The organism is Rugosimonospora africana (assembly GCF_016862975.1).
GTDB classification, from domain to species: Bacteria; Actinomycetota; Actinomycetes; order Mycobacteriales; family Micromonosporaceae; genus Rugosimonospora; species Rugosimonospora africana.
Window position 1 is genome coordinate 1 of sequence record NZ_BONZ01000088.1, and the last position, 23527, is coordinate 23527.

The 23527-nt window shown below is 67.5% G+C and carries 11 protein-coding genes; 6 read left to right on the plus strand and 5 right to left on the minus strand.

Going from position 1 to position 23527, the window contains the following annotated elements; translation table 11 throughout:
- Positions 1-123 precede the first annotated feature (123 nt).
- Positions 124-1737: a hypothetical protein gene (locus tag Raf01_RS40670; protein WP_203923469.1), complete on the minus strand. Its 1614-nt coding sequence runs from the start codon at positions 1735-1737 to the stop codon at positions 124-126.
- A gap of 140 nt (positions 1738-1877) precedes the next feature.
- Here Raf01_RS40670 and Raf01_RS40675 point away from each other — a divergent pair, with 140 nt between their 5' ends.
- From Raf01_RS40675 to Raf01_RS40685, 3 genes are all read left to right on the plus strand, one after another.
- The gene (locus tag Raf01_RS40675; protein WP_203923470.1) at positions 1878-2963 is read left to right on the plus strand and encodes a LacI family DNA-binding transcriptional regulator; all 1086 of its coding nucleotides are present in this window, start codon (positions 1878-1880) and stop codon (positions 2961-2963) included.
- 282 nt (positions 2964-3245) lie between these two features.
- On the plus strand, positions 3246-6899 hold the full coding sequence (locus tag Raf01_RS40680) for a carbohydrate-binding domain-containing protein (protein WP_203923471.1): 3654 nt from the start codon (positions 3246-3248) through the stop codon (positions 6897-6899).
- Between the two features lie 284 nt (positions 6900-7183).
- Entirely contained in the window at positions 7184-11698 is a 4515-nt protein-coding gene (locus Raf01_RS40685; RefSeq protein ID WP_203923472.1) for a glycosyl hydrolase family 95 catalytic domain-containing protein, read from the plus strand.
- A gap of 76 nt (positions 11699-11774) precedes the next feature.
- Here Raf01_RS40685 and Raf01_RS40690 read toward each other — a convergent pair whose 3' ends face one another.
- On the minus strand, positions 11775-12686 hold the full coding sequence (locus Raf01_RS40690) for an NmrA/HSCARG family protein (RefSeq protein WP_203923473.1): 912 nt from the start codon (positions 12684-12686) through the stop codon (positions 11775-11777).
- Positions 12687-12769: 83 nt separating this feature from the next.
- On the opposite strand from Raf01_RS40690, the gene Raf01_RS40695 reads away from it, so the two are divergent.
- Together Raf01_RS40695 and Raf01_RS40700 are read left to right on the plus strand one after the other, a co-directional pair.
- Positions 12770-13537: an SbtR family transcriptional regulator gene (locus Raf01_RS40695; RefSeq protein WP_203923474.1), complete on the plus strand. Its 768-nt coding sequence runs from the start codon at positions 12770-12772 to the stop codon at positions 13535-13537.
- A gap of 299 nt (positions 13538-13836) precedes the next feature.
- Positions 13837-17655, plus strand: a complete 3819-nt coding sequence (locus Raf01_RS40700) for a discoidin domain-containing protein (protein ID WP_203923475.1) — start codon at positions 13837-13839, stop codon at positions 17653-17655.
- Positions 17656-17788: 133 nt separating this feature from the next.
- Here Raf01_RS40700 and Raf01_RS40705 read toward each other — a convergent pair whose 3' ends face one another.
- Complete coding sequence (locus Raf01_RS40705) at positions 17789-19654, minus strand: glycoside hydrolase family 15 protein (protein ID WP_203923476.1); 1866 nt, start codon at positions 19652-19654, stop codon at positions 17789-17791.
- A gap of 335 nt (positions 19655-19989) precedes the next feature.
- Between Raf01_RS40705 and Raf01_RS40710 the strand changes: the two genes are divergently transcribed.
- The gene (locus Raf01_RS40710) at positions 19990-22260 is read left to right on the plus strand and encodes an outer membrane protein assembly factor BamB family protein (protein WP_203923477.1); all 2271 of its coding nucleotides are present in this window, start codon (positions 19990-19992) and stop codon (positions 22258-22260) included.
- 81 nt (positions 22261-22341) lie between these two features.
- Here the strand turns inward: Raf01_RS40710 and Raf01_RS40715 are convergent, their stop codons facing one another.
- Together Raf01_RS40715 and Raf01_RS40720 are read right to left on the minus strand one after the other, a co-directional pair.
- Positions 22342-23175: a hypothetical protein gene (locus Raf01_RS40715; protein WP_203923478.1), complete on the minus strand. Its 834-nt coding sequence runs from the start codon at positions 23173-23175 to the stop codon at positions 22342-22344.
- A gap of 135 nt (positions 23176-23310) precedes the next feature.
- On the minus strand, positions 23311-23502 hold the full coding sequence (locus Raf01_RS40720) for a hypothetical protein (protein WP_203923479.1): 192 nt from the start codon (positions 23500-23502) through the stop codon (positions 23311-23313).
- Positions 23503-23527 lie beyond the last annotated feature (25 nt).

Genomic DNA, 23527 nt, shown 5'->3' on the forward strand with positions numbered 1-23527 from the left:
CAACGCGGCGCGTTAGGCATCCGGAGCACGGGCCGCTCATGCCGAATCGGGTGCGGTGGGCCACGCGAGGGTGCCGACCCGCGAAGGCGCGGATGACGCAACGGTTCTGGACTGTCGTCACTGTCAGGTCTTGCGGACTGCGCCGGTGAAGCCGGCGATGAATAACGTGGCGAATCCCCATGCCAGTAACTGCAACACCCAACCGGCTACGGTCAGCCACTGACCGGCGGCGGTCGCGGTGAGGTCGCATTGAGTCCGGGCGTCGGTCTTGATCAGGGGAAGGCCGAGGTCGAGTCCCACGCCGACTCGTTCCACCGACGTGCATGCGGTGCCGGATGTGGTTGAGTTCCTTGTGTGAGTCAGGCCGTCACCGGCGAGGACGCAGAGTGCAACGGCGGTGATGAGCACCGCCAGCAGCCCGATGAGAGCTCGCCATGGCTGGTATCCGTACCCGAGGGTGAGGCCGGTCAGCCGTGCCCAGGCTCGCGCGCCCTTGCCAGTCGTCGTTTTGGCCTGGATCTGATGCCGCCGCTGTTCCATGAGAATCCTGCGTACGTCTCGGTCGTGGCCCGCAGCCCGGTGCCCTGCTGCCAACTGCTGGTACGGCTGCGCGGCGTAGACGGGGGTTCCGTGGCGCAGTAACCCGAGCAAGTCGTCAATGGATGGGCCGATCGGTACGCCGCCGTAGGTCAATCCATCCAACAGGAGCCGGCTCTGCGGGTCGGACTCGTTCTGCACACCGTTGAGGGACAGCCCCAGCCGACCGCCGATCTGCACTCCAGGGAGGCGAACCGCACCGTACTGGCCGGCGCCGTTTGCCTCGAACCCATCTCCGACATTGACGCTGCCGTCGATGTGTGCGCGGTCCGCGGCCAGAGCGGGTCCAGACCCGTTTCGGATCTTCGCTCCTCGGCAGGTCAGCTGGACGCCGATATGCGCACCGAGCAGGCGCACCGCGCCACCGCCACCGGTTCCGACAGCCTCGAATCCATTGTGGAGGTACATGCCGTGTTCGACTTGCAGACAATCGCCGTTGAGGGCGGGCCCCGACTGGTTTTGGATCTGCGCACCGGAACAGTCCAGCTGGCCGCCGATCTGCGCGCCTGACAGGTTCACCGTGCCTGTCTCCCCGGCACCCGCCGCGTCGAACCCGCGCCGGAGGAAGACGCTCTGGTCGACGTGCACACTGTCGGCGTTGAGCGCCGGCCCCAATCTGTTCCGAATCCGTGCAGCGGAACAGTCCAACTGGCCGCCGATGTGCGCGGCGGCCAGACGCACCGCCCCGGCCGTCGCCGCCGCAATGACGACACTTCCCACGAGGGAGACGCCGGCCGCGGAGCGCAGCCGGTCAGCCGCCAACGGCGGTTCAGCGGGGTGCTCGATGAGGCAACCATCGAGGGCAAGGCCGGGCAGGGCAGCGTCGCGGGCGATGATTCCGTCAGGCAGAAAACAATCCTGCAACTCCAGGGCGACGGCAGCCGTCAGGTTCTCAAGGTCGAGCCGCCCAGCGATCCGCGCCCCCCGCAGCCGCAGCCCGCGCGGGTCAGCGCTGGTAGCTCGCCGTCCGCGAAGGATCTCACGGATCAGATTCGCCTGGACGGTCCGTGAGTCATCCCAGGACCGCATAGCCGACTCATCAACCGTTTCCGCGCCAGCCAGGTCAAGCAGTTCCCCGCTGAGAACGCAGTCAACCAGCTGGGATTCGATATCGACGTCAGGGTCACGCATCGTGGGCATGAACCCATTGGAGCGATCCGATGCAACCCGGCCGCTCATACCGTCTCAGGCCGAGGCCGTCTCGAAGGTGGCAAGAGGTTGTCGTCCGTTGTCTCAAGATCTAGATTGGGACAACGTCCGCGCTACCTCGAGGAGGCCCGGTGGCAGGCTCGACCGGCGGTGACGGGCAGGCGGCACCAACCATCTACGACGTCGCGCGGGCCGCGGGCGTTGCGGCCTCGACGGTGTCCCGGGCGTTCGCCCGCCCGGCCCGGGTCAACGCAGAGACCGCCGGGCGGATCCGCAGGATCGCGGAGGAGATGGGCTACCGGACCAATCCCCTCGCCCGCGCGCTGCTCAACGAGCGTTCCTCGATGATCGCGCTAGCCATCTCCGACATCACCAACCCGTACTGCTTCGAGATCATCCGTGGTGCTCAGGCGGCGGCGATGGAGGTCGGCTACACGATGCTGCTCGCCGACGGCCAAGAGTCCGACCGGCTCGAGCGGGAGACGTTGGACCGGGCCGCCCGGACGGTGGAGGGCATCGTGCTGGCCAGCACCCGGATGTCCGACACCTCGATTCGGATGATGGCCAAGCTCCGGCCGCTGATCGTACTCAACCGGGCCGTCGCGGGTGTGCCGTCGGTGGTGACCGACTACCGGCACGGCATGCGGGAGGCCGTGGAACACCTGCACGGCCTTGGACACAGCCACATCACCTATCTGGCCGGGCCGGAGGCCGCGTGGTCGGACGGCATCCGCTGGCAGGCGTTACGTGAGGCCGGCGTCGAATGGGGCCTGCGACTGCACCGTCTCGGTCCCTATCCGCCCACCATGCTCGGCGGCGTCGCCGCCGCCGACGACTTCTGGCGGCGATCGACCAGCGCGGTCATCGCCTACAACGATCTGGTGGCGCTGGGACTGTTGCGCGGCCTCTCGGCCGCCGGTGTCCGGGTGCCGCAGGACGTCAGCGTCGTGGGGTGCGACAACATTTTCGGTACTGACTTGGTCACGCCCGGCCTGACCACCCTCGCCGCGCCGCTGCGCTTCCTCGGACGCACCGCCGTGCAAAGCCTGCTCGCCCTCATCTCCGGCGCCCAGCCTCCGGTTGACAAACCGGTCTCGATTCCGACCCGCCTGGTGGTCCGCGCCTCCACGGATGAACGGCGCCCGGCCCGGCTCGCTCCCCCCGCAATCCCGGTGCGCCCGCCGATCTCAACACCGGCGGGTACGCCGGCTACCTGAACGCGCTGGAGGACCGGCCGTGCCACTTCGTCGCGCTACCTCTCGCCTTCTACCACGCGTCAAGGCAACTCACAGCAACTGATGGTCTGCGGGGCCGCACCGGAACTACGGTCAGGTGCGGCTCCGTCCCGGGGTCGGCGAGCCTGCGCTGCCGGGCAGATCGGAAGTAGAGGTAGAGGTCGTGGACCGATGAAGAGCGCCACCCGCGCGACATTCCTGGGAACTGCCTTGACGGTTCTGGTGCTCTCCATAGCCCCACCCGCCCTTGCCGAAGGCGGGCGAGTGCCTGACCCGGCGCCCGCACCGGCCAGCCGCGGCACGGCCCCGGGCTCCGTGTCTGTCGTCCCCTCGGCGGAGGGCATCCACGTCGTTGACATCTCGAGCAACACGATCACTCTGGCGTCCGGTGACACCTTCATCTACACAGTGGACACCGCCGAGGGTCAGGGCCGCACCACTCTCGAGGTCAAGACGGTGGACCAGCTGCTGAAGGAGATCACCTCCGCGGACGGGTCCGCTCAGACCTACACGGTCGAGGACTCACAGGGTGCTCAGAAGCACGCCGCTGACCGCGTCGTGCCGGGCGACGTCCTCACCGTGACCGCAGGACATAAGACCCACGACTACACGATCGACGTCGTCAAGGGCGCCGTGCGCGGCCAGCTGGGGCTGCAATCCGGCCAGATCACCGCGAACACCAGCTCGGATGTGGTCGTGAACTTCACCTCCGGCATGAGAAGTCCCGCCACGGAAGTGCGCGTGCGGGTGCCGCGAGGGATCCACGCCACGATGGACAACACGACCGTCAACGTCATCGGGCGGGGGGAAGTCAAACTATCCGGGCTCGCGACGCAGTCGATCGGCAGGGTCGGAGCGGGCTACCGGTTCCAGAGGGTGGGGACGGCCACGATCGAGGACACTCGAGACGGCGGCCAGGTCATCACGTTCCACGGGCTCGATCTCAGGCCGTCGAACGGCATCGACCTGCAGATCCGGTTCACGCACGTCTCGGTGAAGCGGGGCAGCTACCCCTTTGAAGCCTCCTACACCACCTCCGAGCCCGAGAAACTGACGAGCCCGGCAGCCACGGCCACCCTCCAGGTCGTCAACACTGTCAGCGACTTGCAGCGAGTGCTCGACAAGAGCCTGACCTACAAGGAAGCCCCGGACACCTACACAACGGCGCGATTCCGGTGGACGACGCCCCAGCACGCGGCGTCCGTCAGGTTGATGCAGTCGACGGACCAGGGCGCGACCTGGAAGCAGAGCAAGGCCAAGGTCGACTCCCGCTCCGGGGAAGTCGAGGTCAAGGACCTGACACCGAACACCGAGTACGACTTCAGGCTGGACGTCAGCGGCGGTACGAATCACGGCGAGTCCAACGTCGCGAAGTTCTACACCGGCAAGCTGGACGCCAAGCTGATGGGGGCCAAGGGCGACGGGGTCGCCGACGACACGGATGCGGTCAATCGGGCGATCGGCTACCTCAACGCGATCGGCGGCGGAACGTTGCTGTTCGAGAACGGCACGTTCAACGTCAGGACCGTTCACCTGCTCAGCAACGTCTACCTGTACGTCAACAGGGACGCGACCATTTCCGCGATCAAGGGTGCCGACGCGCCTGAGCCCTTGTACTTCTCCGACTTGGCGTATCGCTCGGGTACCTCTCCGACCGACCCGGGGCCCTACGAGGATCCCGAGAACAACACGACGAAGCAGGACGTCGGCCACACCTACTTCCATAACAGCATGTTCTTCGGCGAGAGGGTCGACAACGTAAAGATCATCGGGAACGGCCGGATTACGGGCAACGGCAACATCGTGACCAGCGACGGCGTCATGGACAACGCTCCGGACCTCAGGGCCGACAAACTGGTGACCGTGAAGCTCAGCACCAACTTCGAGTTCGGCGGGATCGACAACGGCTTGGACCTCTGGTACGACGAGACCGACTCACCCACGACCGACCAGCCGTACTACATCAAGAGCCTGGCCAAGGACGGCACGACCGAGTCGAAGCAGACAGACATCAGCAACATGTTGAGGGTCGACAACGCCGGGCACTTCGCGCTGCTGGCTACCGGAACGGACCACATCAACATTCACGACTTCTACTACGACAAGGGCAAGGGCGGGCAGGCGCGAGACGTCTTCGACCTCATGGAGAGCAGCTACGTCAACGTCAAGAACGTCTACGCCAAGGGGACGTCCGACGACATCGTCAAACCCGGCAGCGACTCCGCCCTGGGGTTCACCAGGCCGGCGACCGACTTCTACGTCCGGAACATTATCGGCGACACGAACTGCAACCTTTTCCAGATCGGCAGCGAGACAGCCGACGACATCAGGAACGCCTATGTTGACAACATCTATGTGCTAGCGGGAAACAAGGCCGGTTTCTCCATCTCCACGAACGACGGTGCGACGGTGGAGAACGTCTACCTGAACTCGGGTAGGACCGGACCGGTCCACCACGAGGCGCAGATGCGACGCACGCGGACACCGTTCTTCATCTCGATCTCCAACCGGGGCCGCGTGATCGGCGGGAAGGCGCAGAGAACGAAGTTCATGGAGAACGGCGTGCAGCGCGACGAGTTGCTGAGCACCAACGTCAACATCGGCCATGTTCGCAACGTTCACATCAAGGACGTCAATATCGAGGAGGTCTATCAGGGAAGCCAGTACAGCGACCCCTCGAAGCGATGGGTTCCCTACACCGACCAGGCCAAGGCGACGCCGATCATCGCCGGCTACCAGGTCGGCGAGGGCGGACCGGCCCTGCCGGACGGTCGCACCATCGGTTACGTCGAGAACGTCAGCTTCGAGAACGTGAACCTGCTGGTGAAGGGCGGCAATAGCTACAAGGACTCGCAGGTCAGCCCGCCGGAACTCGGCGTCGGGAAGTACAACGTCGCAGACTTCGGAGTGCAGCCCTCCTACGGGTTCTGGGCGAGGCACGTGGACGGGCTGAGCTTCACGAACGTGACCACGAACTTCGAGAGCAATGACGACCGCTACGCCTTCGTGCTCGATGACGTCAAGAATGCGGAGCTCGACACTGTGACGATGGTGAGGGGAAAGAACAATCCCAGCGTCGTCGAACTGAAAAACGCCAGCAACATCAACCTGCGTAACTCCGCCTTCTACGACGGCACCTGGGGAAACAATCTGACTCCTCTCGAAGACCTCACCAACGTGACGGTGTCGGACGCCCAGGCATACCCGCCGATCGTGAAGGACCCGCACAGCACCGCCATCCAGCTCAAGCAGGACGGGCATGAGAACGTGACGAGCTTGGACACCGGATCGAGGGTCGTCACAACGGTGCTGGGTTCCACGGCGGCCGACCTGACCACGCAGATCGAGTCGACGGACGGCACGGCCCAGTCGTATGCGGTCGCCGATCCCGACGGTCGGCCAAAGAGCGCGGACGCGTTGCTCGACACCGGGGACGCCCTGGTCGTCACGGCGGAAGACGGCACGACCAGAGCGGAGTACCGGATCGTCGTCTCACCGGACTTGGTGATCGAGGGGGAGTCACAGCTCGGCTCGGTCGAGAAGAGCGTCCCGACCATCACCCTGTCCACCTCCTCGACGAACGGTATTGCGTACTTGCAGGCCAGCTCGGTGCCGGCAGGGGAGTGGATCCAGTTCAACGTCGATGTTCCCGTCGCGGGCACCTATGACATCTCGTACCAATACAAGACCAACACGTCCGGGAGGGCGACGGTCCAGGCGTACGTGGACGGCGTCGCGAGTGGGGCGGAGGTCGACCAGAACAGCTCGACGGCCAACCAGTACGTCCCGGTGAGCCTGGGGCAAGTCACCTTCGCGGACGCCGGACAGCATCCGATCCGCTTCGAGGCCGTGAAGCCGGGGTCGATCGTCATCGACTACCTCAAGCTCACGAAGGTGGTCGGCGGACAAGCGGGTTGACGTGCCTCGCGCGATCGCATCCTTCGGAACCGACCATGACACGCGGGGCCCTGACGAAATCAGGGCCCCGCACGCAGCTGGGCTGAAGCTCTGGCGGACTGTCAGTCCGCCAGACATCGGACTACTGCGTGGCGGAAATTCCGACGATGGACCAGATCAAGTCTTGTGTTCGGCAAAACGTCCGATCTATGGTCACGCCATGCCCCGCATCACGGCCCTGCGCACGGTCGACCTACTTCCCGAGTTGCCACACGCTTCTTCACCCCCTTATTCAAGGAGTCGATGTGAGACGCTCCTCAATTGCTGTGGTATTCACGCTCGCCATTCTTGTCGCCACCCCCATGGCGGCCCCCGCACAGGCTGCCACCGGCAAGTTCCACGTGCCGCAGGCGGTGCTCGACCATCTCGGCCAGAACGACTGGGGCAAGCTCCAGCAGATGCTCTCCGGCATCTCCGGCTCGGTGACGTCGCCGCTCAAGATCAGTGATGTCGACAAGGGCAGCTATACGACCGGGCAGCTGATGGGCAACGGCGACATCGGCGCTGTCGCGGCCGGGGTGTCGACCACCTCCCAGCAGTTCTACTTCGCCAAGAACGACTTCTGGGGCGAGCTGCACGCCCAGGGAACCTCGGTCAAGGACAACGCGGGGATTCTGGCCGGCGGCGGTCTGGACGTCTGGCCGACGACCGGGGCCGGAACCGGCGCGGCTGCCGCGTTCAACATGCGACAGGACATCCTCGACGCCGAGGTCACCACGAACCTCCAGCTCAAGGACGACCAGGGCGGCGACGCCGCGATCCAGCTGAGCTCGTGGACAGCCGATACGGCGGACGTCTTCGTCACCGAGGTCCGTAACGGCGGCACCGCGCCGGTCACGCTGAAGGCGAAGCAGTGGGTCCCGGCAATGGCCTACGCGAGCGCGAGCGCGACCGACCTCACCGATGCGCAGAACACCTATCCGTACACCGGGGGCGTGGACTCCTCGCAGACGGATCCCGTCCTGTGGACGACGCGGGACAGCACCACGAGCAACACCAGCGGCTACCGCAGCCGGATGGCGACCGCGACGGCGGTCGTCGGCGCGAGCCTCGTCGACCCGCGCCAGGAAGTCGAGGCCAATGACTACTACGACAGCAACAAGGGCAAGTACTACAACTCTCTGGGCGAGTCGGGGAACTTCACCGTCGCTCCGGGCGCGACCGCGTCGCTGGTCACCTACCTGGCGAGCAGCAGCGGCAACTACACCGCGATCAAGAGCGTCGACGATGTCCAACAGGACGCCGTGAATGAGGTCCGCGGGTACGCCTCGCAGAGCGCCATCGACAAGCTCAAGGCCGCGCACGAGGCTTGGTGGAAGGACTACTGGCTGCGCAGCTATGTCCAGTTCACCGATCCGGCGCTGGCCCAGTACTACTACGGTTCGCTCTACGTGCTGGGCAGCTCGAACCGCCCGACGAGCGCGAACGGGAAGGTGAACCCGCAGAACCTGCCGGGCTCGATGTACGGGGAGTGGGTCCCGGCGGACAACGTCGGCTGGGGCGGCCGGTACTTCCTCAACTACAACCAGCAGGCCCAGTACTACGCGTCGGGCTCAACCAACCGCGTCGACACCGAGGTGCCGTTCAACCGCGTCATCGCCTACGACCTGCCGTGGCAGCAGAACAACGCCGCCGCGCAGGGCTTCGACGGCGCGGTGCATGTGCGGACGGAGACTCCGTTCGATGTGATGGCGAACCCCCAGCCGGCGCTCGCGCCGAAGGCGGCGGTGCCGGTCTACGGGTTCAGCTCGGGGTCCACCGACCAGAAGTCGAACGGCTACTTCTCCGCCGTCAACATGGTCTCCTACTACGAGTACACGCTGGACGACCACTACCTGCGCACTGTGCTGTACCCGTACCTGAAGCAGCTGCTCGCCTTCTACAGCTCCTACGTCCTGAAGCAGGACGACGGGAACGGGCAGTACCACTACTCCGTGGTCGGCTCGTCGATCCACGAGGGCGACGCCGCCGACATCAACCCCGACCTCGACATGGGCGCGATCAAGTACATGTCGACGTTCCTCTCCCAGCACGCCGCCGAGATGGGCGAGGCCAAGGCGACGGTCGCCCGTTGGAAGGACCTGGCGGAGCACACGGCCTTCCCGGAGGCCATGCTGCCCCAAGGCATCTTCTCCGCGAACAACAACGACAACTTCGTCCCGACGCTGATGGCCACGGACTACCAGTCGCCGAACCAGCCGCACGTCGACATGATCGAGCCGGGCGACCAGCCGGTCGAGCTCGAGGGCGTGGTGTTCCCCTTCGAGAACGTGCAGCAGCTCGACGGTGATCCGGAGCTGCTCGCCAAGGTACGCAACACGCTGGAGTACATGAACGCGTGGGCCGCCACCGGATTCGCCGGTTGGAGCAGCCAGAACAACGGCTTCCCGAAGGTGTTCCCGATCGCGGCGCGGGCCGGCTGGCCGGCCGCCGACCTGCTGGCGAAATTCAAGACCGCTCTGGCCGCCAAGGTGCGTACCAGCAACCTGACCTACTACGGCAGCGGTGGCGCGGTCGAGACCGTCGGTGCGATGGAGGGCTTGGACTCGATGCTGCTGCAGAGCGGCACGACACCGGACGTACCGACGACTCTGCAGGTCTTCCCGAACTGGGACCGGACTCAGTCGCTGAGCTATGAGCGGCTGGGGGCGAAGGGCAACGTCGAGGTGTCCAGCGCGTTCGACGCGACCAGCGGTTCGGTGTCCTATGTGGACCTGACCAGCAAGCGGAACGGGAAGATCGCGCTGGTCGACCCGTGGGCCGCCGGCCGTCCGGTCATTCAGGAGGTCCGCGCCAACGACACGCTGGGCGACAGCGTCAAGTACGACGTGCGCGGCGGCAAGATCGTGTTCAACGCCAAGCCGGGCAAGCGGTACCTGGTCATGGTCGACACCACCCAACAGACCCACCTCGTCACCGGCATCTCGCTCTCGAAGTACTCCACGACGCTCGTGTACGACGGCAAGAACCGCAACGCCCCCGCCGGCACCGACACCGTCGCGGTCACGCTCGAAGGCGCCAAGCCCGGTGACAGGGTCATGTGGACATCGTCCGACGACAAGGTCGTGAGGGTCTCCGGGGACGCGAGGACGGCGACGATCAGGGCCGTCGGCTCCGGCCGCGGCAAGGTCGCGGACGCGACGATCACCGCACGCACCGTCGAACCGGGCGGCTTGGACAAGGGCGGCGTGAGCCAGACGATCAAGGTCCAGGTCGCCGACGTGTCCACGGTTCCGACCGGGCTGACGCTGCTCAGCCCGCCGGACGCGACGATCTACGGGCCGGCGTCCACCAGCGCCAGCACCGACAAGGTGACGGGCACGGACCGCCTGCAGCTCACGGTCTCGGTGTCTCCGGCCAACGCCTACGACCGGCAGATCGCCTGGCGGTCGAGCAACCAGAACGTGGCGATGGTCGACAAGAACGGTCTCGTGGTCGCGCGCGGCGCGGGCACCGTGACGATTACCGGCACCAGCATGGCCAACCCGAGCCTGCCCCCGGTGACGACCACCGTCACGGTGACCGGGGCGGGAAAGGACTACAGCGGGTACGACGGGCTGACCTCGGTGCTGTCTGCGGCGAAGTCGATCTCGTCGTACGCTGGCGACGGCACCGGCAAGGGAGGCTTCACGCGGGTCTCGGCCAGCCCGAACTGGGAGGGACAGCAGGAACGCTTCCAGATGGCGTACATCAACGCCCTCGGGGTGAAGGCGCGCTACTCCGGCTACTCCGCGGTGAACATCAGCAAGGACACCGCGTACTTCGCGGCCGTCGCGCTGAACGAAGCCATCCGGGCGATCGACCCCACCCTCGCGGTCACCCTGCCGGACAGAAACCTGGCGGACAAGACCGATCTCGCTGCGGCGATCGCCCACGCCTCGCAGCTGACCGCGGATGACTTCGCGACCCCGCAGGCGTGGAACACCCTGCAGGCCGCGCTGGCCGCGGCGAAGACGCTGAACGACGACCCGAAGGCGACCCAGCCGGACGTCGACGCCGCCCTCGCCGCCCTGTTGGCGGCATCGGCGGCCGCGAGCATTGCGGACATCCCGCAGGTCGACCTGTCCGGCGTGGGTGCGGTGACGGTGAATGGCGGGCATGTGGTCCAGCTGCTCGCCGGGGCCGGGCGGACGTGGACGGTCACGCCGGCCGACGACTCGGCCGCGCCCGGCGAGACCATCGATGCGAGCGGCGGCCTGCTGTGGGTGTCGGGGGACGGCAGCTACACGGTGACGGCGACGGCTGCGGGCGCCGCGGACGTCGTGGCCACGGTGACCTTCGCCGAGGTACCCCCGCCGCTGCGGAACCTGAGTCTGAACGGCGCCGGCACCGGGACCGCGTTCGGCTCGACAAGCTCGGGTTCGTACCCGCCGCAGAACGCGTTCGACGACAACCCGTCGACGTTCTACGACCATAGCTCGGCGACGCCGTACGTGGGCTGGGACTTCGGCAGCCCGACGGCGGTCAACGTGCTCCGGTTCCTGCCGCGCTCGGGAACGAACGCCGCTCGGATCGCGGGGGCGACACTCCAGGGCTCGAACACGTCGCCCACTGACGGCTTCGTCGATCTGGTGACGATCACCGACAGCCCGACAACGGCGAACTCGTCCTCCTGGTACGTGAAGGCTGTCGACAGCACCACGCCCTACCGGTACTACCGCTGGCTGGGCACGAACGGTTCGCACGCGAACGTGGCCTCGTTCGAGCTGTACGCGGCCAACGACCGCGGGGTCACGGTGACCACGACACCGGCCGGATAAGGAGAGGGCGGGAGCGGCACTTCCCCGGGAAGTGCCGCTCCCGCAGGCGTTCCCCTGGGTCGGCAGAGTGTCGGAGTCAGGGTGTGAGGTGGCCGCGAATGGCGGCGGCCCCGGACTCGGTGAGCCAGTCGTTGAGGGTACGCAGTCCGGGATGGATGACGCGCAGTGCCTCGATGTCGGCGTGCCAGCGGTGACCGGCCTGCCAGCGTTTCCTGGTGTCGGCGACCTCCGGGCCGATCGCGGCGGCCTCGTCGTCGGTGAGCTGCTCGTACCGGATCGGAACGCCGGTCGCCTCGGAGATGGCGGCGGCGGCCTCGACCGGAGTCGGCTGGTCACCGGCCAACTCCAGGGTTCGTCCAGCGAATCGCGGTGGATCCGCGAACGCGAGCGCGGCGAATTCGGCAATGTCTTCCAGCGCGATGATCTGCATGGGTTCGTGCGGCGGGAAGAGATGGCGGTGTACGCCGTTGGCGATTCCGTCGATGGCGATCCTTCCGACGCCGAGATAGTTGGTCATGAACCGGACCGGACGCAGCACGGTGGGCAATGCGATGCGGTCGCGCAGGTACTGCTCGATCAGGGCCTTTCCCGCTGAGCCCGGCAGCGCTGTCGACGCGGACGCGACGGTGCTGAGTACCACCTGTTGGATTCCCGTCGTGGCCGCCGCGTCGATCAGCGCCCGCCCGCGTGCCACTTCAAGATTCGTGTCGGGTCCGGCCGGGCCGAAGGCCGAGGGCGGTATGGCGAACACGGCGACCGCGCCGTCGAGTGCGGGCTGCAGGCTCGCCGGATCGTCGAAGTCGCCGCGTACAAGCTGGGCACCGGCGGCTTCGAGCGCGGCGGCGGCGGGCGCGCTCGGGTCGCGCACCAGGGCTCGTACCGCCCGTCCCGCGGCAAGCAGGCGCCGCGCGGTGGCGCCACCCTGCTTGCCGGTGGCACCGGTGACGAGGATGGGGGAGTCGGGGTTGCCCGATGTGGAGGTGGTCATGGCGTCCGTTCCTGGGATGCGTGATACTGGCACGACCCGGAACGATCCACCCGGTTACCGCGCGCGGACAAGGATTACGTGACATGACGCCAGTGCCTTCGCTACCCGGTGCCACACCTGCCGGTCGCGCCGACGCCCGCCGCAACCGGGAAGTCGTGCTGCGCACCGCGGTGCGGGTGTTCGCCGAGGACGGGATGGACGTGCCGCTCGGCCGGATCGCGAAGCGCGCCGGGGTCGGCGCCGGCACCGTCTACCGGCACTTTCCCAGCAAGGAGATGCTGATCGAGGCGGTGCTCGCCGAACACGTCGAGAGTCTGGTGCGCGCGGCCGACCGGTGGACTGGCCGCACCGCGCCCGGTGAGGCACTGCTCGGGTTCCTGTTCGAGGCGATCGAGAAGTCCGCGGTTCGCCAGGGAGTCTGCGACGCGCTCACCGCTGACCGGGGCTGGCCGCACGTCAGGCTCGCCGCCGCCGCGCAGCGGTTCGGCCAGGCGCTGGACCGCCTGCTGCGCGATGCCAGGCGCGCCGGTGCGATACGCGCTGATGTGCAGGTCGACGATCTGTCCGCGCTGATCGCCGGTGGTGCCGCGCTGCGGTCGGCGCACCGGAGCCGGGCACACGGCATGCGGTTGGTGCGGCTGCTGCTGGATGGACTGCGCACCGGGCCCGTCACGGAACCCGCCGTGTTTCGTGACGCGGTCTCGCGCTCGCGTCACGAAACCGCGGCACACGCCGTGGAGCACTGTGTGGAGTGCGGCATCCGGCTGCGCATCCGGGCCACCGGGCGGCCGGCGCGATACTGCGGCCCCACCTGTCGCCAACGCGCCCGCCGCCGCCGCATCGCCGGCTGAGCGTCGCTCGCCCGGAGGTGAACGGATCTTGGACGGGCGGTGACGACGTCATCCCCGCCCTGGCAACCGTGTGCCAATTTTGCCGACAGACTGCGGTCCGCCATTTAACTTTAGTCCCGAAAAAAGTCCTGGTCAGCGCGGTTCCGGTCCGGCTCGTCGATGGCCACAAATCCCTGCGGCGGCTTGCCAGCGGCGGCCCGGGGTGGGCGCTCAATCTTGACAGGGTGCGGCGGTACCGCGAATCTCTAATCCTGAGAGCGCTCTTCCTTCCGTCCCATACCGTCCCGTGGGGAAGAGTCATGGTTTCTGTTGCCCTGGTGCCGCTTCGGCGTGCCCGAAATCCGCACCGGCTGATCCTGGCCGGTGCGCTCATCCTGGTCCTACTGGCCTGGCTCGCGGTCGCCGTGGGCACCGCCCGGGCCGCGGCGACCCTGCTGTCGCAGGGCAGGCCCGCCACGGCGTCGTCGGTGGAGAACGCCGGCAGCCCGGCGAGCGCCGCGGTCGATGGCAATACCGGTACCCGGTGGTCGAGCGCGTTCAGCGATCCCCAGTGGCTCCAGGTCGACCTCGGGTCGACGGCTACGATCAGCCAGGTCGTGCTGCAGTGGGAGTCCGCCTACGCCACGGCGTTCCAGCTCCAGGTGTCGGCCGACGCGTCGACGTGGAGCACGATCTACTCGACCACGACCGGTACCGGTGGCACGCAGACGCTCAACGTCTCGGGCAGCGGCCGGTACGTCCGCGTGTACGGGACCGCACGCGCTACCGGGTACGGGTACTCGCTGTGGGAGTTCCAGGTCTACGGCACGCTCGGCAGTGGCGGCGGCTGCGGTACCGCCGACGCCGCACTGAACAAGCCGGCGACCGCGTCCTCCACCGAGAACGCCGGTACCCCGGCGAGCGCCGCCGTGGACGGCAACGCCGGTACCCGGTGGTCGAGCGCGTCCAGCGACCCGCAATGGCTGCGGGTCGACCTGGGCGCCACGGTCACCGTGTGCCAGGTGGGGATCCAGTGGGAAGCCGCGTACGCGAGCGCGTTCCAGATCCAGGTGTCCAACGACGGGTCGACGTGGAGCACGATCTATTCGACCACGACCGGTACCGGCGGGACTCAGGCGTTGACCGTCTCCAGCACCGGCCGGTACATCCGGATGAACGGCACGGCGCGCGCCACCGGGTATGGGTACTCGATCTGGGAGTTCACCGTCAACACGACCGGCGGTGGTACGACGTCGAGTCCGAGCCCGACACCGACCACGAGTCCGACCGGCGGGGGAGGCGGCCCGACCCAGTACTGCGGGTACCAGGATCTCGCCGTGGGCCAGCCGACGACGGCCTCCTCGACCTATTCCGCCACCGCCAACCCGGCGTCCTTCGCCACCGACGGCAATCCCGGCTCCCGCTGGGAAAGCGCGTACAGCGACCCGCAGTGGCTCGAGGTCGACCTCGGCTCCCAGACCCAGATCTGCGGTGCCAGCCTGCTCTGGGAGGCCGCCTACGCCTCGGCGTTCCAGATCCAGGTGTCCAACGACAACGCGACCTGGAGCACGGTCTACTCGACCACGACCGCCGTCGGCGGCAGCGAGTCGCTGACCGTCTCGGCCACCGACCGCTACATCCGGGTGTACGCCACGGCGCGGGCGACCCAGTGGGGCGATTCGATCCTCGAGTTCCGCGTCTACGGCCTGACCACCGTCGCCCCGATCAGCGGCGGCAACGGCAACGGCGGCAACGGGGTCTGCCCGTGGGTCAACTCGACCGCGCCGGTTGCCCAGCGCGTCCAGCAGGTGCTGAACACGATGAACCAGTCCGAGGAGTTCACCCTGCTCTCCGGCGACGGCGGCTCGTCGTACATCGGCCAGGTCGCCGCCATCCCCAACCTGTGCATCAAGGCGATGAACATGCAGGACGGGCCGAACGGAGTCGGCGACGGGACGGGCGGGGTCACCGCCTACCCCGACGGCGAGAACGCCGCGGCCACCTGGGATCCGGCACTGATCCAGCAGGAGGGCGCTGCGATGGGCGCCGAATTCGCGGGCAAAGGCGTGAACGTCTCGCTCGGGCCCACAACGAACCTGGTGCGCGATCCGCGGTGGGGCCGGACCTACGAGACCTACGGTGAGGACCCCTACCTGGCCGGCCGGATCACCGCGGCCGAGGTCACGGGCCTGCAGAGCCAGGGCGTCCAGGCGATGGTCAAGCACGTCGCGGCCTACGACCAGGAGCAGTACCCCAACGGCAACAACAACGAGACGGTCAGCGAGCAGGCGCTGCAGGAGCTGTACCTGGCCCCCTTCCAGTCGGCCGTCTACCAGTCGGCTCCGGCGTCGTTCATGTGCTCGTACGCCGTCGTCAACAGCGCCGCCTCCTGCCAGAACGCTGACATGCAGATCAAGGGCCTGAACAACGAGGCGAATTTCGGTGGCTACATCACCTCCGACTGGGGAGCCGACTACAACAACGTCGCCTCGGTTGTCGGCGGAATGGAGATCGGGATGCCGTTCCCGGGCTCGATCGCGACCGACATGGCCAACGCGATCGCGAACGGCACGCTGAGCCAGTACGCGGTGAACGCGGCCGTCGCCCGGATCCTGACCCAGATGTTCGCCTTCGGCATGTTCGACAACCCGGCCAGCGGTTCCCTCTCCAGCACGGTGACGTCCGCGGCGCACCAGCAGACCGCGCTGCAGCTCAGCGAGGAGGGCTCGGTCCTGCTGAAGAACAACGGGATTCTGCCGCTGAACCCGAACGGCACCGAGTCGATCGCCGTGATCGGCACCGACGCGGGTGCCGGCGTGGAACTCGCCGGCGGCGGCAGCGGCACGGTGACCAGCTCCAACACGATCTGGCCGATCACCGGGATCCAGAACGCGGTCGGGTCTGGTGTCAAGGTCACCTACACCGCTGGCAACGACAACGGCACTGCCAACATCCCGCAGGCGGTCGCCTCGGCCAGGGCGGCGACCGACGCGATTATCTTCGTCAACCTCCCGGAGGGCGAGGAGAGCGACCTCACCACCCTGGACCTGTCCAGCACGGACGAGTCGATGATCCAGCAGGTGGCGGCGGCGAACCCGAACACCGTCGTGGTGCTCAACAGCGGCGGTCCGGTGGTCATGCCGTGGCTGAACTCGGTCGCGGCCGTGTTCGCGAACTGGTACCCGGGCCAGGGGGTCGGCAACGCCATGGCCGCGCTGATCTTCGGGACGGCGAACCCCTCCGGCAAGCTGCCGGTCACCTTCCCGAGCAGCCTGAGCCAGGTACCGGCGCAGACGCAGGCGCAGTGGCCGGGCACCTCGACCGGGGTGAGCTACAGCGAAGGCGTGAAGATCGGGTACCGCTGGTACCAGTCGCAGAACATCACGCCCGCGTTCCCGTTCGGTTTCGGCCTGTCGTACACCAACTTCTCGTTCTCCAACCTCAACGTCGGCGCGTTCAACGCCAACGGCACCGCCACGGTGACGGCTACCGTCACCAACACCGGCTCCCGGGCCGGGGCGGAGGTCGCGCAGCTGTACGTCAGCGATCCGGCGGCCAGCGGGAACCCGCCGCAACAACTCGCCGGCTTCCAGCGGGTCAACCTCAACCCCGGCCAGAGCACGACGGTCAGCTTCACCCTGACCATCCACGACCTCGCCAACTGGTCGACCGCCGACAACCAGTGGGAGGCCCAGGCCGGTACCTATGGCATCTCGGTCGGCGACTCCTCGGCCAACCGGCCGCTGTCGGCGACCACCAGCCTGGCGCACCAACTCACCGGCCAGGTCGCCGCGGGCACCTCCGGCGCCGGCATTTCGCCGGCCAACACCGCGGTCAGCGCGAATGTCGCCCCGAACTCGGGTGTACCGGGCTCGGAGACGGTCGGCGTGGTGAACCCGTGGGGTTACAGCAGCCCGAAGGGTACTGCGGTCTCGTTCGCCATGCAGGCCGTGGACTCCAACAAGTCCGAGACCCTCACCTTTACCGCGACGGGGCTGCCACCCGGCATCACGATCGCGGCGAACGGCACGGTCTCGGGTACCGGCACCGCGCTCGGTACCTACACGGCGACGGTGACAGCGAAGGACTCCCAGGCAGTCACCGGTACGGCGACCTTCGTCTGGTCCGTCGTGCAATAAGCGGGCAGATCACGCGGGTGATCGCGGCAGCCGCCGGTCGGAGTACCGCGATCACCCGCGGCCAACGCAGTTGACGCTGAAACCTGGCCAGACGGCGTCGCCGCCAGTCCCATGAGCGGGAAGCTACGGCGTCTCATTCGTAGACGGTTCCGAGCGGGGCGTGACACTTTGCCGGTGTGGAGGGCATGAGTTCATCGAGAGTCATGGCGGCACGGATCAGTGCGAGGTGGCTGAATGCTTGGGGAAAGTTGCCGAGCTGCATGCCGGTCGGGCCGATCTCCTCGGCGTAGAGGCCGAGGTGGGTGCTATAAGTGAGCATCTTCTCGAACGCGACCAGCGCGTCGTTCAGGCGTCCCGAGCGGGCCAGGGCTTCCACGTACCAGAAGGTGCACATGCTGAAGGTGCCTTCGTTTCCGGCCAGGCCGTCGGGCGACGCGGAACGGTGGTACCGGTAGACGAGGCTGTCGCAGACGAGGTCCTCGTCCATCGCCCGCAACGTGGACTGCCACATCGGATCGTCCGATGCGATGAACCCCACCGCCGGCATGGCAAGCAGCGAGGCGTCCACTACGTCGCTACCGTAGTGCTGGACGAACGCCCCTCGTCCGGGGTGGTATCCCCGGCGCATGATCTGGTGATAGATCCGGTCCCGTTCCCTGACCCAGCGGTCGATCTCGGCGGGTGTCCCGTGCCGGCGAGAAATACGGATGGCCCGGTCGAGAGCCACCCAGGACATGAGGCGGCCGAAAGTGAAGTCCTGGTGGCCACCCCGGGTCTCCCAGATCCCTTCATCGGGCATGTCCCAGTGCTCACAGAGCCAATCGATGAGCCTGACGGTGTTGAGCCACGCCTCAAAGGACGTGCGCAGTCCATAGGCGTCCGCGAAGTGGATGGCGTTCAGCGCTTCGCCGTAGATGTCGAGCTGGAGTTGGTGGATGGCGCCATTGCCGATCCGCACCGGGCGGGAACCGCGGTAGCCCTCGAGGTGGTCGAGGATCTCCTCGTCGAGGGCGGTCGAGCCGTCAACGCGGTAGAGGTGGTGCAGCGGCCTCGCGCGGTCCGCCGCCTCGCAGATCCGCTCGTTGAGCCACTGCAGGTACCGGCGTGCCTCCTCGGTGAATCCGAGACCGAGCAGGGCGTGAACCGAAAACGAGGCGTCGCGGATCCAGGCGTAGCGGTAGTCCCAGTTCCGCGACCCGCCGATGTGCTCCGGTAGACCGGCGGTGGGGGCGGCGATCAGGGCGCCGCTCGGCGCGTATGTCAGGAGTTTCAGCGTCAGGGCCGAGCGTTCCACCGCTTCCCGCCACCGGCCCAAATAGCAGGAGCCGGCGAGCCAGCCCCGCCAAAAATCCCGGGTCTGCTCGTACAGCGAGTGGACCACCTCCGGGGCCATGAGACGGGGTGGCTCGTCCGAGCCGGTTTCGAGGATGCCTCCGCCGATGGCACCCTCGCGCAAGGTAGCCAGGACGCGGACCCCGTCGCCGTCGCGCTTGATTTCGACTTCCGCGGGGGGCTGGTCCACGTAGCGGGGCCGGTGCCAGGTCATGCTGAGCGTCGGGCTGCGAAAGACGGCACCCTCGGGGTGAACATCGACCTCATGCCGGTCCCGTCCATAGTTGAATCGCGGCTGGATCTGGGCCTCGAAACGCATGGTGCCGCGGATGACGTGGATCATCCGGACGAGGCGATGACGATCAGTCGGGGTGTCGCCGGCAACCGGCATGAAATCGATCACCTCACCCACGCCGTCGGGAGTCGAGAAACGGGTGATCAGGATCGGTGTTCCCGGCAGGTACAGCTGCCTGCTGACGTATCGGGTGTCGCAGGGCGTGATACTGAAGTGCCCGCCTCTTTCGACGTCGACCAGTCCTGCGAACACGCTGGGCGAGTCGAACCTCGGTACGCAAAACCAGTCAAGGGTGCCGTCGTCGGCGATCAGCGCCGCTGTCTGCATGTCGCCGATCAGGCCGTGCGCATGAACGAACGGATACGATTCCACTCGCCGCCCCCCGCCAGAACCCTGCCCCGTCTCCTCACCGTAAGTGCTGGCGGAAGTTCAGTAGGCGTACATCGGTCCAGCGCCACCGCCAGGGTCACGTCATCCGGGGGTCGGTATTCGGAGTCGCCGCGACCGGAATTCATGTGGGGTGTGCCTGGCCGTCGCCAGTGTGCCTGATCCCGACCGTGAAGACGCCTCCGGTTGTCTGAATGGAAGTAACAGCATCTGGTCGTTGTCGCGAGGTGTTCAGCCGGCAATCAAGAACGGGCAAGATCCAGGTCAGCCGGACGGCGAAGGATCTTTGTGATCATTGCGCTGCCGAAAGGTGACCACCGATGAATGAGCAACCCTGCCAGCACCGCGGCTTGGGCCGCCGGCACGTGCTGGGGATGGCCGGCGGGTCCGCGGCCGCGGTAGGACTGGCGTCCCTGCTCGGCGCGGCGCCAGCGGGCGCGGCTCCGGGCGCGACGGCGGCCATCGCGCCCGGCCACCGGCCCGGCGGATCTGACAAGCCGCTGCGCTTCGCTGTCGTCACGGACACTCACATCAACCTGACCAACACCCAGTCCACCACCTGGCTGGCCCAGATCTACGCCGCCCTCGCCACTCGCGAACCCGACTTCGTGCTGCACTGCGGTGACATCGCCGACACCGGCCAGCCCGACGAGTACGACCGGTACGCGCAGATCCTGCCGGACGCGCTGCGTGGCAAGATCCACTACTCTCCCGGCAATCACGACACCCGCTGGGACCCCACCGCCAAGCAGCTCTACCGCGCCCACTTCGGCCCGGCGCCGTACTCCTTCGACGCGGGCGGTATTCACATCATCGGCTTCGACCCTTCCGAGGTTCTGCAGGAGCCCGGCCACTACGGTCCAGGCGGGTTCGCCTGGCTGGAGGCCGACCTGCGTCGGCTGCCCCCCGGTACCCCGGCTGTGCTGTTTCAGCACTTCCCGCTCGGCAACTCGTTCTACTACGTCGACGACCAGCCGGCCGTGCTTGACCACTTCGCCGGATACAACCTGCGCGGCATCTTCGCCGGCCACATCCACCGCGAGGACATCAGCCACTTCAACGGCCTGACTCAAGTGGCGATGAACGCGGTCCTCAACGCCCCGGTCTACTACTGGGTGGAGAAGTCGACGGACGGCGGCGGCATGCCTGTACTCCAGGTCAGCCGGGTGAGCGTGGCGGCGGACGGGACGCAGACCGAAGTGCCGCTGTCCACCATGCCGCTGACCGGAACGGGTCAGGGGAGGGCGCAGCGGCCCCGGCAGGTGTTGCTCGGGCGGGTCGGCGCGGGTGTCCTGCCGGTGACCGTACGGTTGACCCCGGACGCGGGCTCTCCTCAGGTGGGCGTGCAGCCGTACCCCCAGGCGGTGTTCGGCGGCAGCAGCGCGCCCGCGTACCAGGCACTGACCGCCGACGGCGACCGCTTCACCGGAACGGTTGACGTCTCGGCGCTCGCGCCCGGCCAGCAGCGGCTGCAGGTGCGCGTGCAGGCGGCCGACGGCACCTGGTGGGAGCAGACGAACCTGTTCACCGTGCCGGGCGGCGCACGGGACCCGCGGCAGCGTTGGCAGTACCAAATGCCCGGCGCCGCACAGGGCGGGATCGCGCTGGCCGTCGACGCGAAGTCAGGCCGCGGCAGCGCCCAGCAGGACAGCGCGTTGCTGGTCGCCGGGTCCAGCGGCGGCCAGGTGGTCGCGCTGCGCACTGACGGTAGCCGCGTGTGGCGGGCACAGACCGGTCCGGTGTACCGGCAGCCGGGGGCCGACGCCGCGGGCGAGACGGTCTTCGTGCCCTCCGCCGACCATCACCTGTACGCGCTGGATGCCCGCACCGGCCACCGCCGCTGGCAGTTCGACGCCGGTGCGCCGGTGCTGGGCGCGCCGGAGGTGTCCCAGGTGGACGGTCAGCAGCGGGTGGTGTTCTCAGCCGGGCAGGGCCTGTTCGCGCTCGACACGGCGACCGGCCACCAGGTGTGGTCGGTGCCCGACTCCAGCTTCTCGTCGGGACGGCCGGCCTGCGACGGTGAGCGGGTCTACGCGGCCGGCGCGGACGGGTACGCCCGAGCCTATGACGCGCGCACCGGCCAACAGCTGTGGGCGTACCAGATGGTGACCGGGGACGAGCACCACCTGGACCTCTACAGCGGTTGGGACGCGGTGGTGGCCGTCGGCGGCGGACTGGTGGTCGTGGCCACCGTGTCCAATGCGATCGCGTTGGACGCCGCCACCGGCGCGAAGCGCTGGACGGTGTCCGGCAGCACGATGTACGCGCCCGCGCTGATCCTGGACGACGCCACCTGCCTGCTGACCACCGAGTGGGGTGTGCTCACCCTGGTTCATTTGGCCACCGGCGCCACGATCTGGCAGAACAACCTCGCGCTGCGCGTGTTCAACGCCGGAGTTGTGGTCAACGGCGACACCGCCTGGGTACTGACCGTGGACGGCAAACTCATCGGGGTACGGCTGGCCGACGGGGCCCGGGCCGGCTGGCTGCAGCACAGCCTGGTGTACACGTTCGGCCGGCCGGCGGTCACCGGCGGAATGCTGGCTGTCGGCGACCAGAACGGGGTGGTGCACGGCATCCGGCTGCGCTGACGCGGCGGCCTGATCATCGGCCGGGTCCCGGGTGCCACCCTGCATCGGGCACGCTCCGGGGCCCGGACGCGTCGCGGCCCGTCAACGAACCACGGGGCCGGGCAACTCCGCAGCGGTGACTCGGGGGATAAGCAGGATGTTGAGCTCCAGTCCCTTCATCAACCACGAGGAACCGAATGCGAAGACGGCCGCGGTCTCGCCGATGATCAGTGAGTAGTCGCTGAGCCAGCCGGTCGCCTGCGTCGCGCCGATGAACAGCAGCGCGAGGCCGATCGCTGCCGCGCAGCCCAGATGGAAGCGCCGCCAGAACGCCGGGGACATCCGGGCGCGCTGGCCGTCGTGCCATCTCGTCCGCTTTCCTTCCCGGATGCCGAAGAAGAGGCTCATGACGCCGAGCAACACGATGAAGGTCCCCGCACAGATGTAATGCACGATGGCGACGTGTTGTTCGCCGAGGCGGATTTCCAGGGGAGTGGGTGGGCTGGTGCTGTCCGGGGGCCGGCTGGTCGGGAACAGCGCCACGCCGAGGACCGCGATTCCGGCGATCGTGGTGATGACGTTGTCGAGCTGGTGTTCGAACACCTTGTAGGTGATGAGAAATACCGCGGTGCCGAACAGGATGCCGACGAACACGTCGCGCATGCCAGAGTGGTAGTAGGCGCTGAGCGATCCTCTTGCCTTCACGCTACCGCTCAGCCAGAACGCGTCGCCCAGGAACAGCACGATCGGAAGCGCGAGGCCGAGGAAGCCGATCGCCGCTCGCATCAGCAGGTAGGACTTCAGGTACAGGATTCTCCCCTGGACGTTGACGTCAGCCTCGGTCGCGTCCGCACCTGTCCGCGAAGCACCGTACGCGGTCAATTCTTCACGGCTTGGCCGTTGCGGAGCCTGCGTATCCGGTGTCCCGTAGCCCACGTCGCCTCCTCCCTACGACGCGCACCTCGCCGGTGCAACCGCTGCGCGAGGCGGGCTGTCCCGCGGCCGCCGAGGGGACTGTCTCTCGGTGAAGACAGTACGCGCGCGGCATTCTTGATCGATATGGCCAGGTCATCAGTCGGCGATCATGCCGCCGCTGAGGTTGGCGATGGCTCCGGTAAGCCCGTACGCCTCGGACAGCTGCGGTGTCTCCGGCATGCCCGCGGCGTTCAGACACACGAGGCGTACGCCGTGTGGTCCCAGTTCGGCGGCCAGTCCCCGGGACAGCGACTCGATCGCTGCCCAGGCCGGTGCCATGCCGCCCATGACGTGCCACTTGACCGGGCGCCGG

Coding starts and splice junctions, on each gene's coding strand:
- Raf01_RS40670 (WP_203923469.1), bottom strand. CDS start 1,737: ATGCCCACGATGCGTGACCCTGACGTCGATATCGAATCCCAGCTGGTT.
- Raf01_RS40690 (WP_203923473.1), bottom strand. CDS start 12,686: ATGACCACCTCCACATCGGGCAACCCCGACTCCCCCATCCTCGTCACC.
- Raf01_RS40700 (WP_203923475.1), top strand. CDS start 13,837: ATGGTTTCTGTTGCCCTGGTGCCGCTTCGGCGTGCCCGAAATCCGCAC.
- Raf01_RS40710 (WP_203923477.1), top strand. CDS start 19,990: ATGAATGAGCAACCCTGCCAGCACCGCGGCTTGGGCCGCCGGCACGTG.
- Raf01_RS40720 (WP_203923479.1), bottom strand. CDS start 23,502: ATGGGCGGCATGGCACCGGCCTGGGCAGCGATCGAGTCGCTGTCCCGG.
- Raf01_RS40695 (WP_203923474.1), top strand. CDS start 12,770: ATGACGCCAGTGCCTTCGCTACCCGGTGCCACACCTGCCGGTCGCGCC.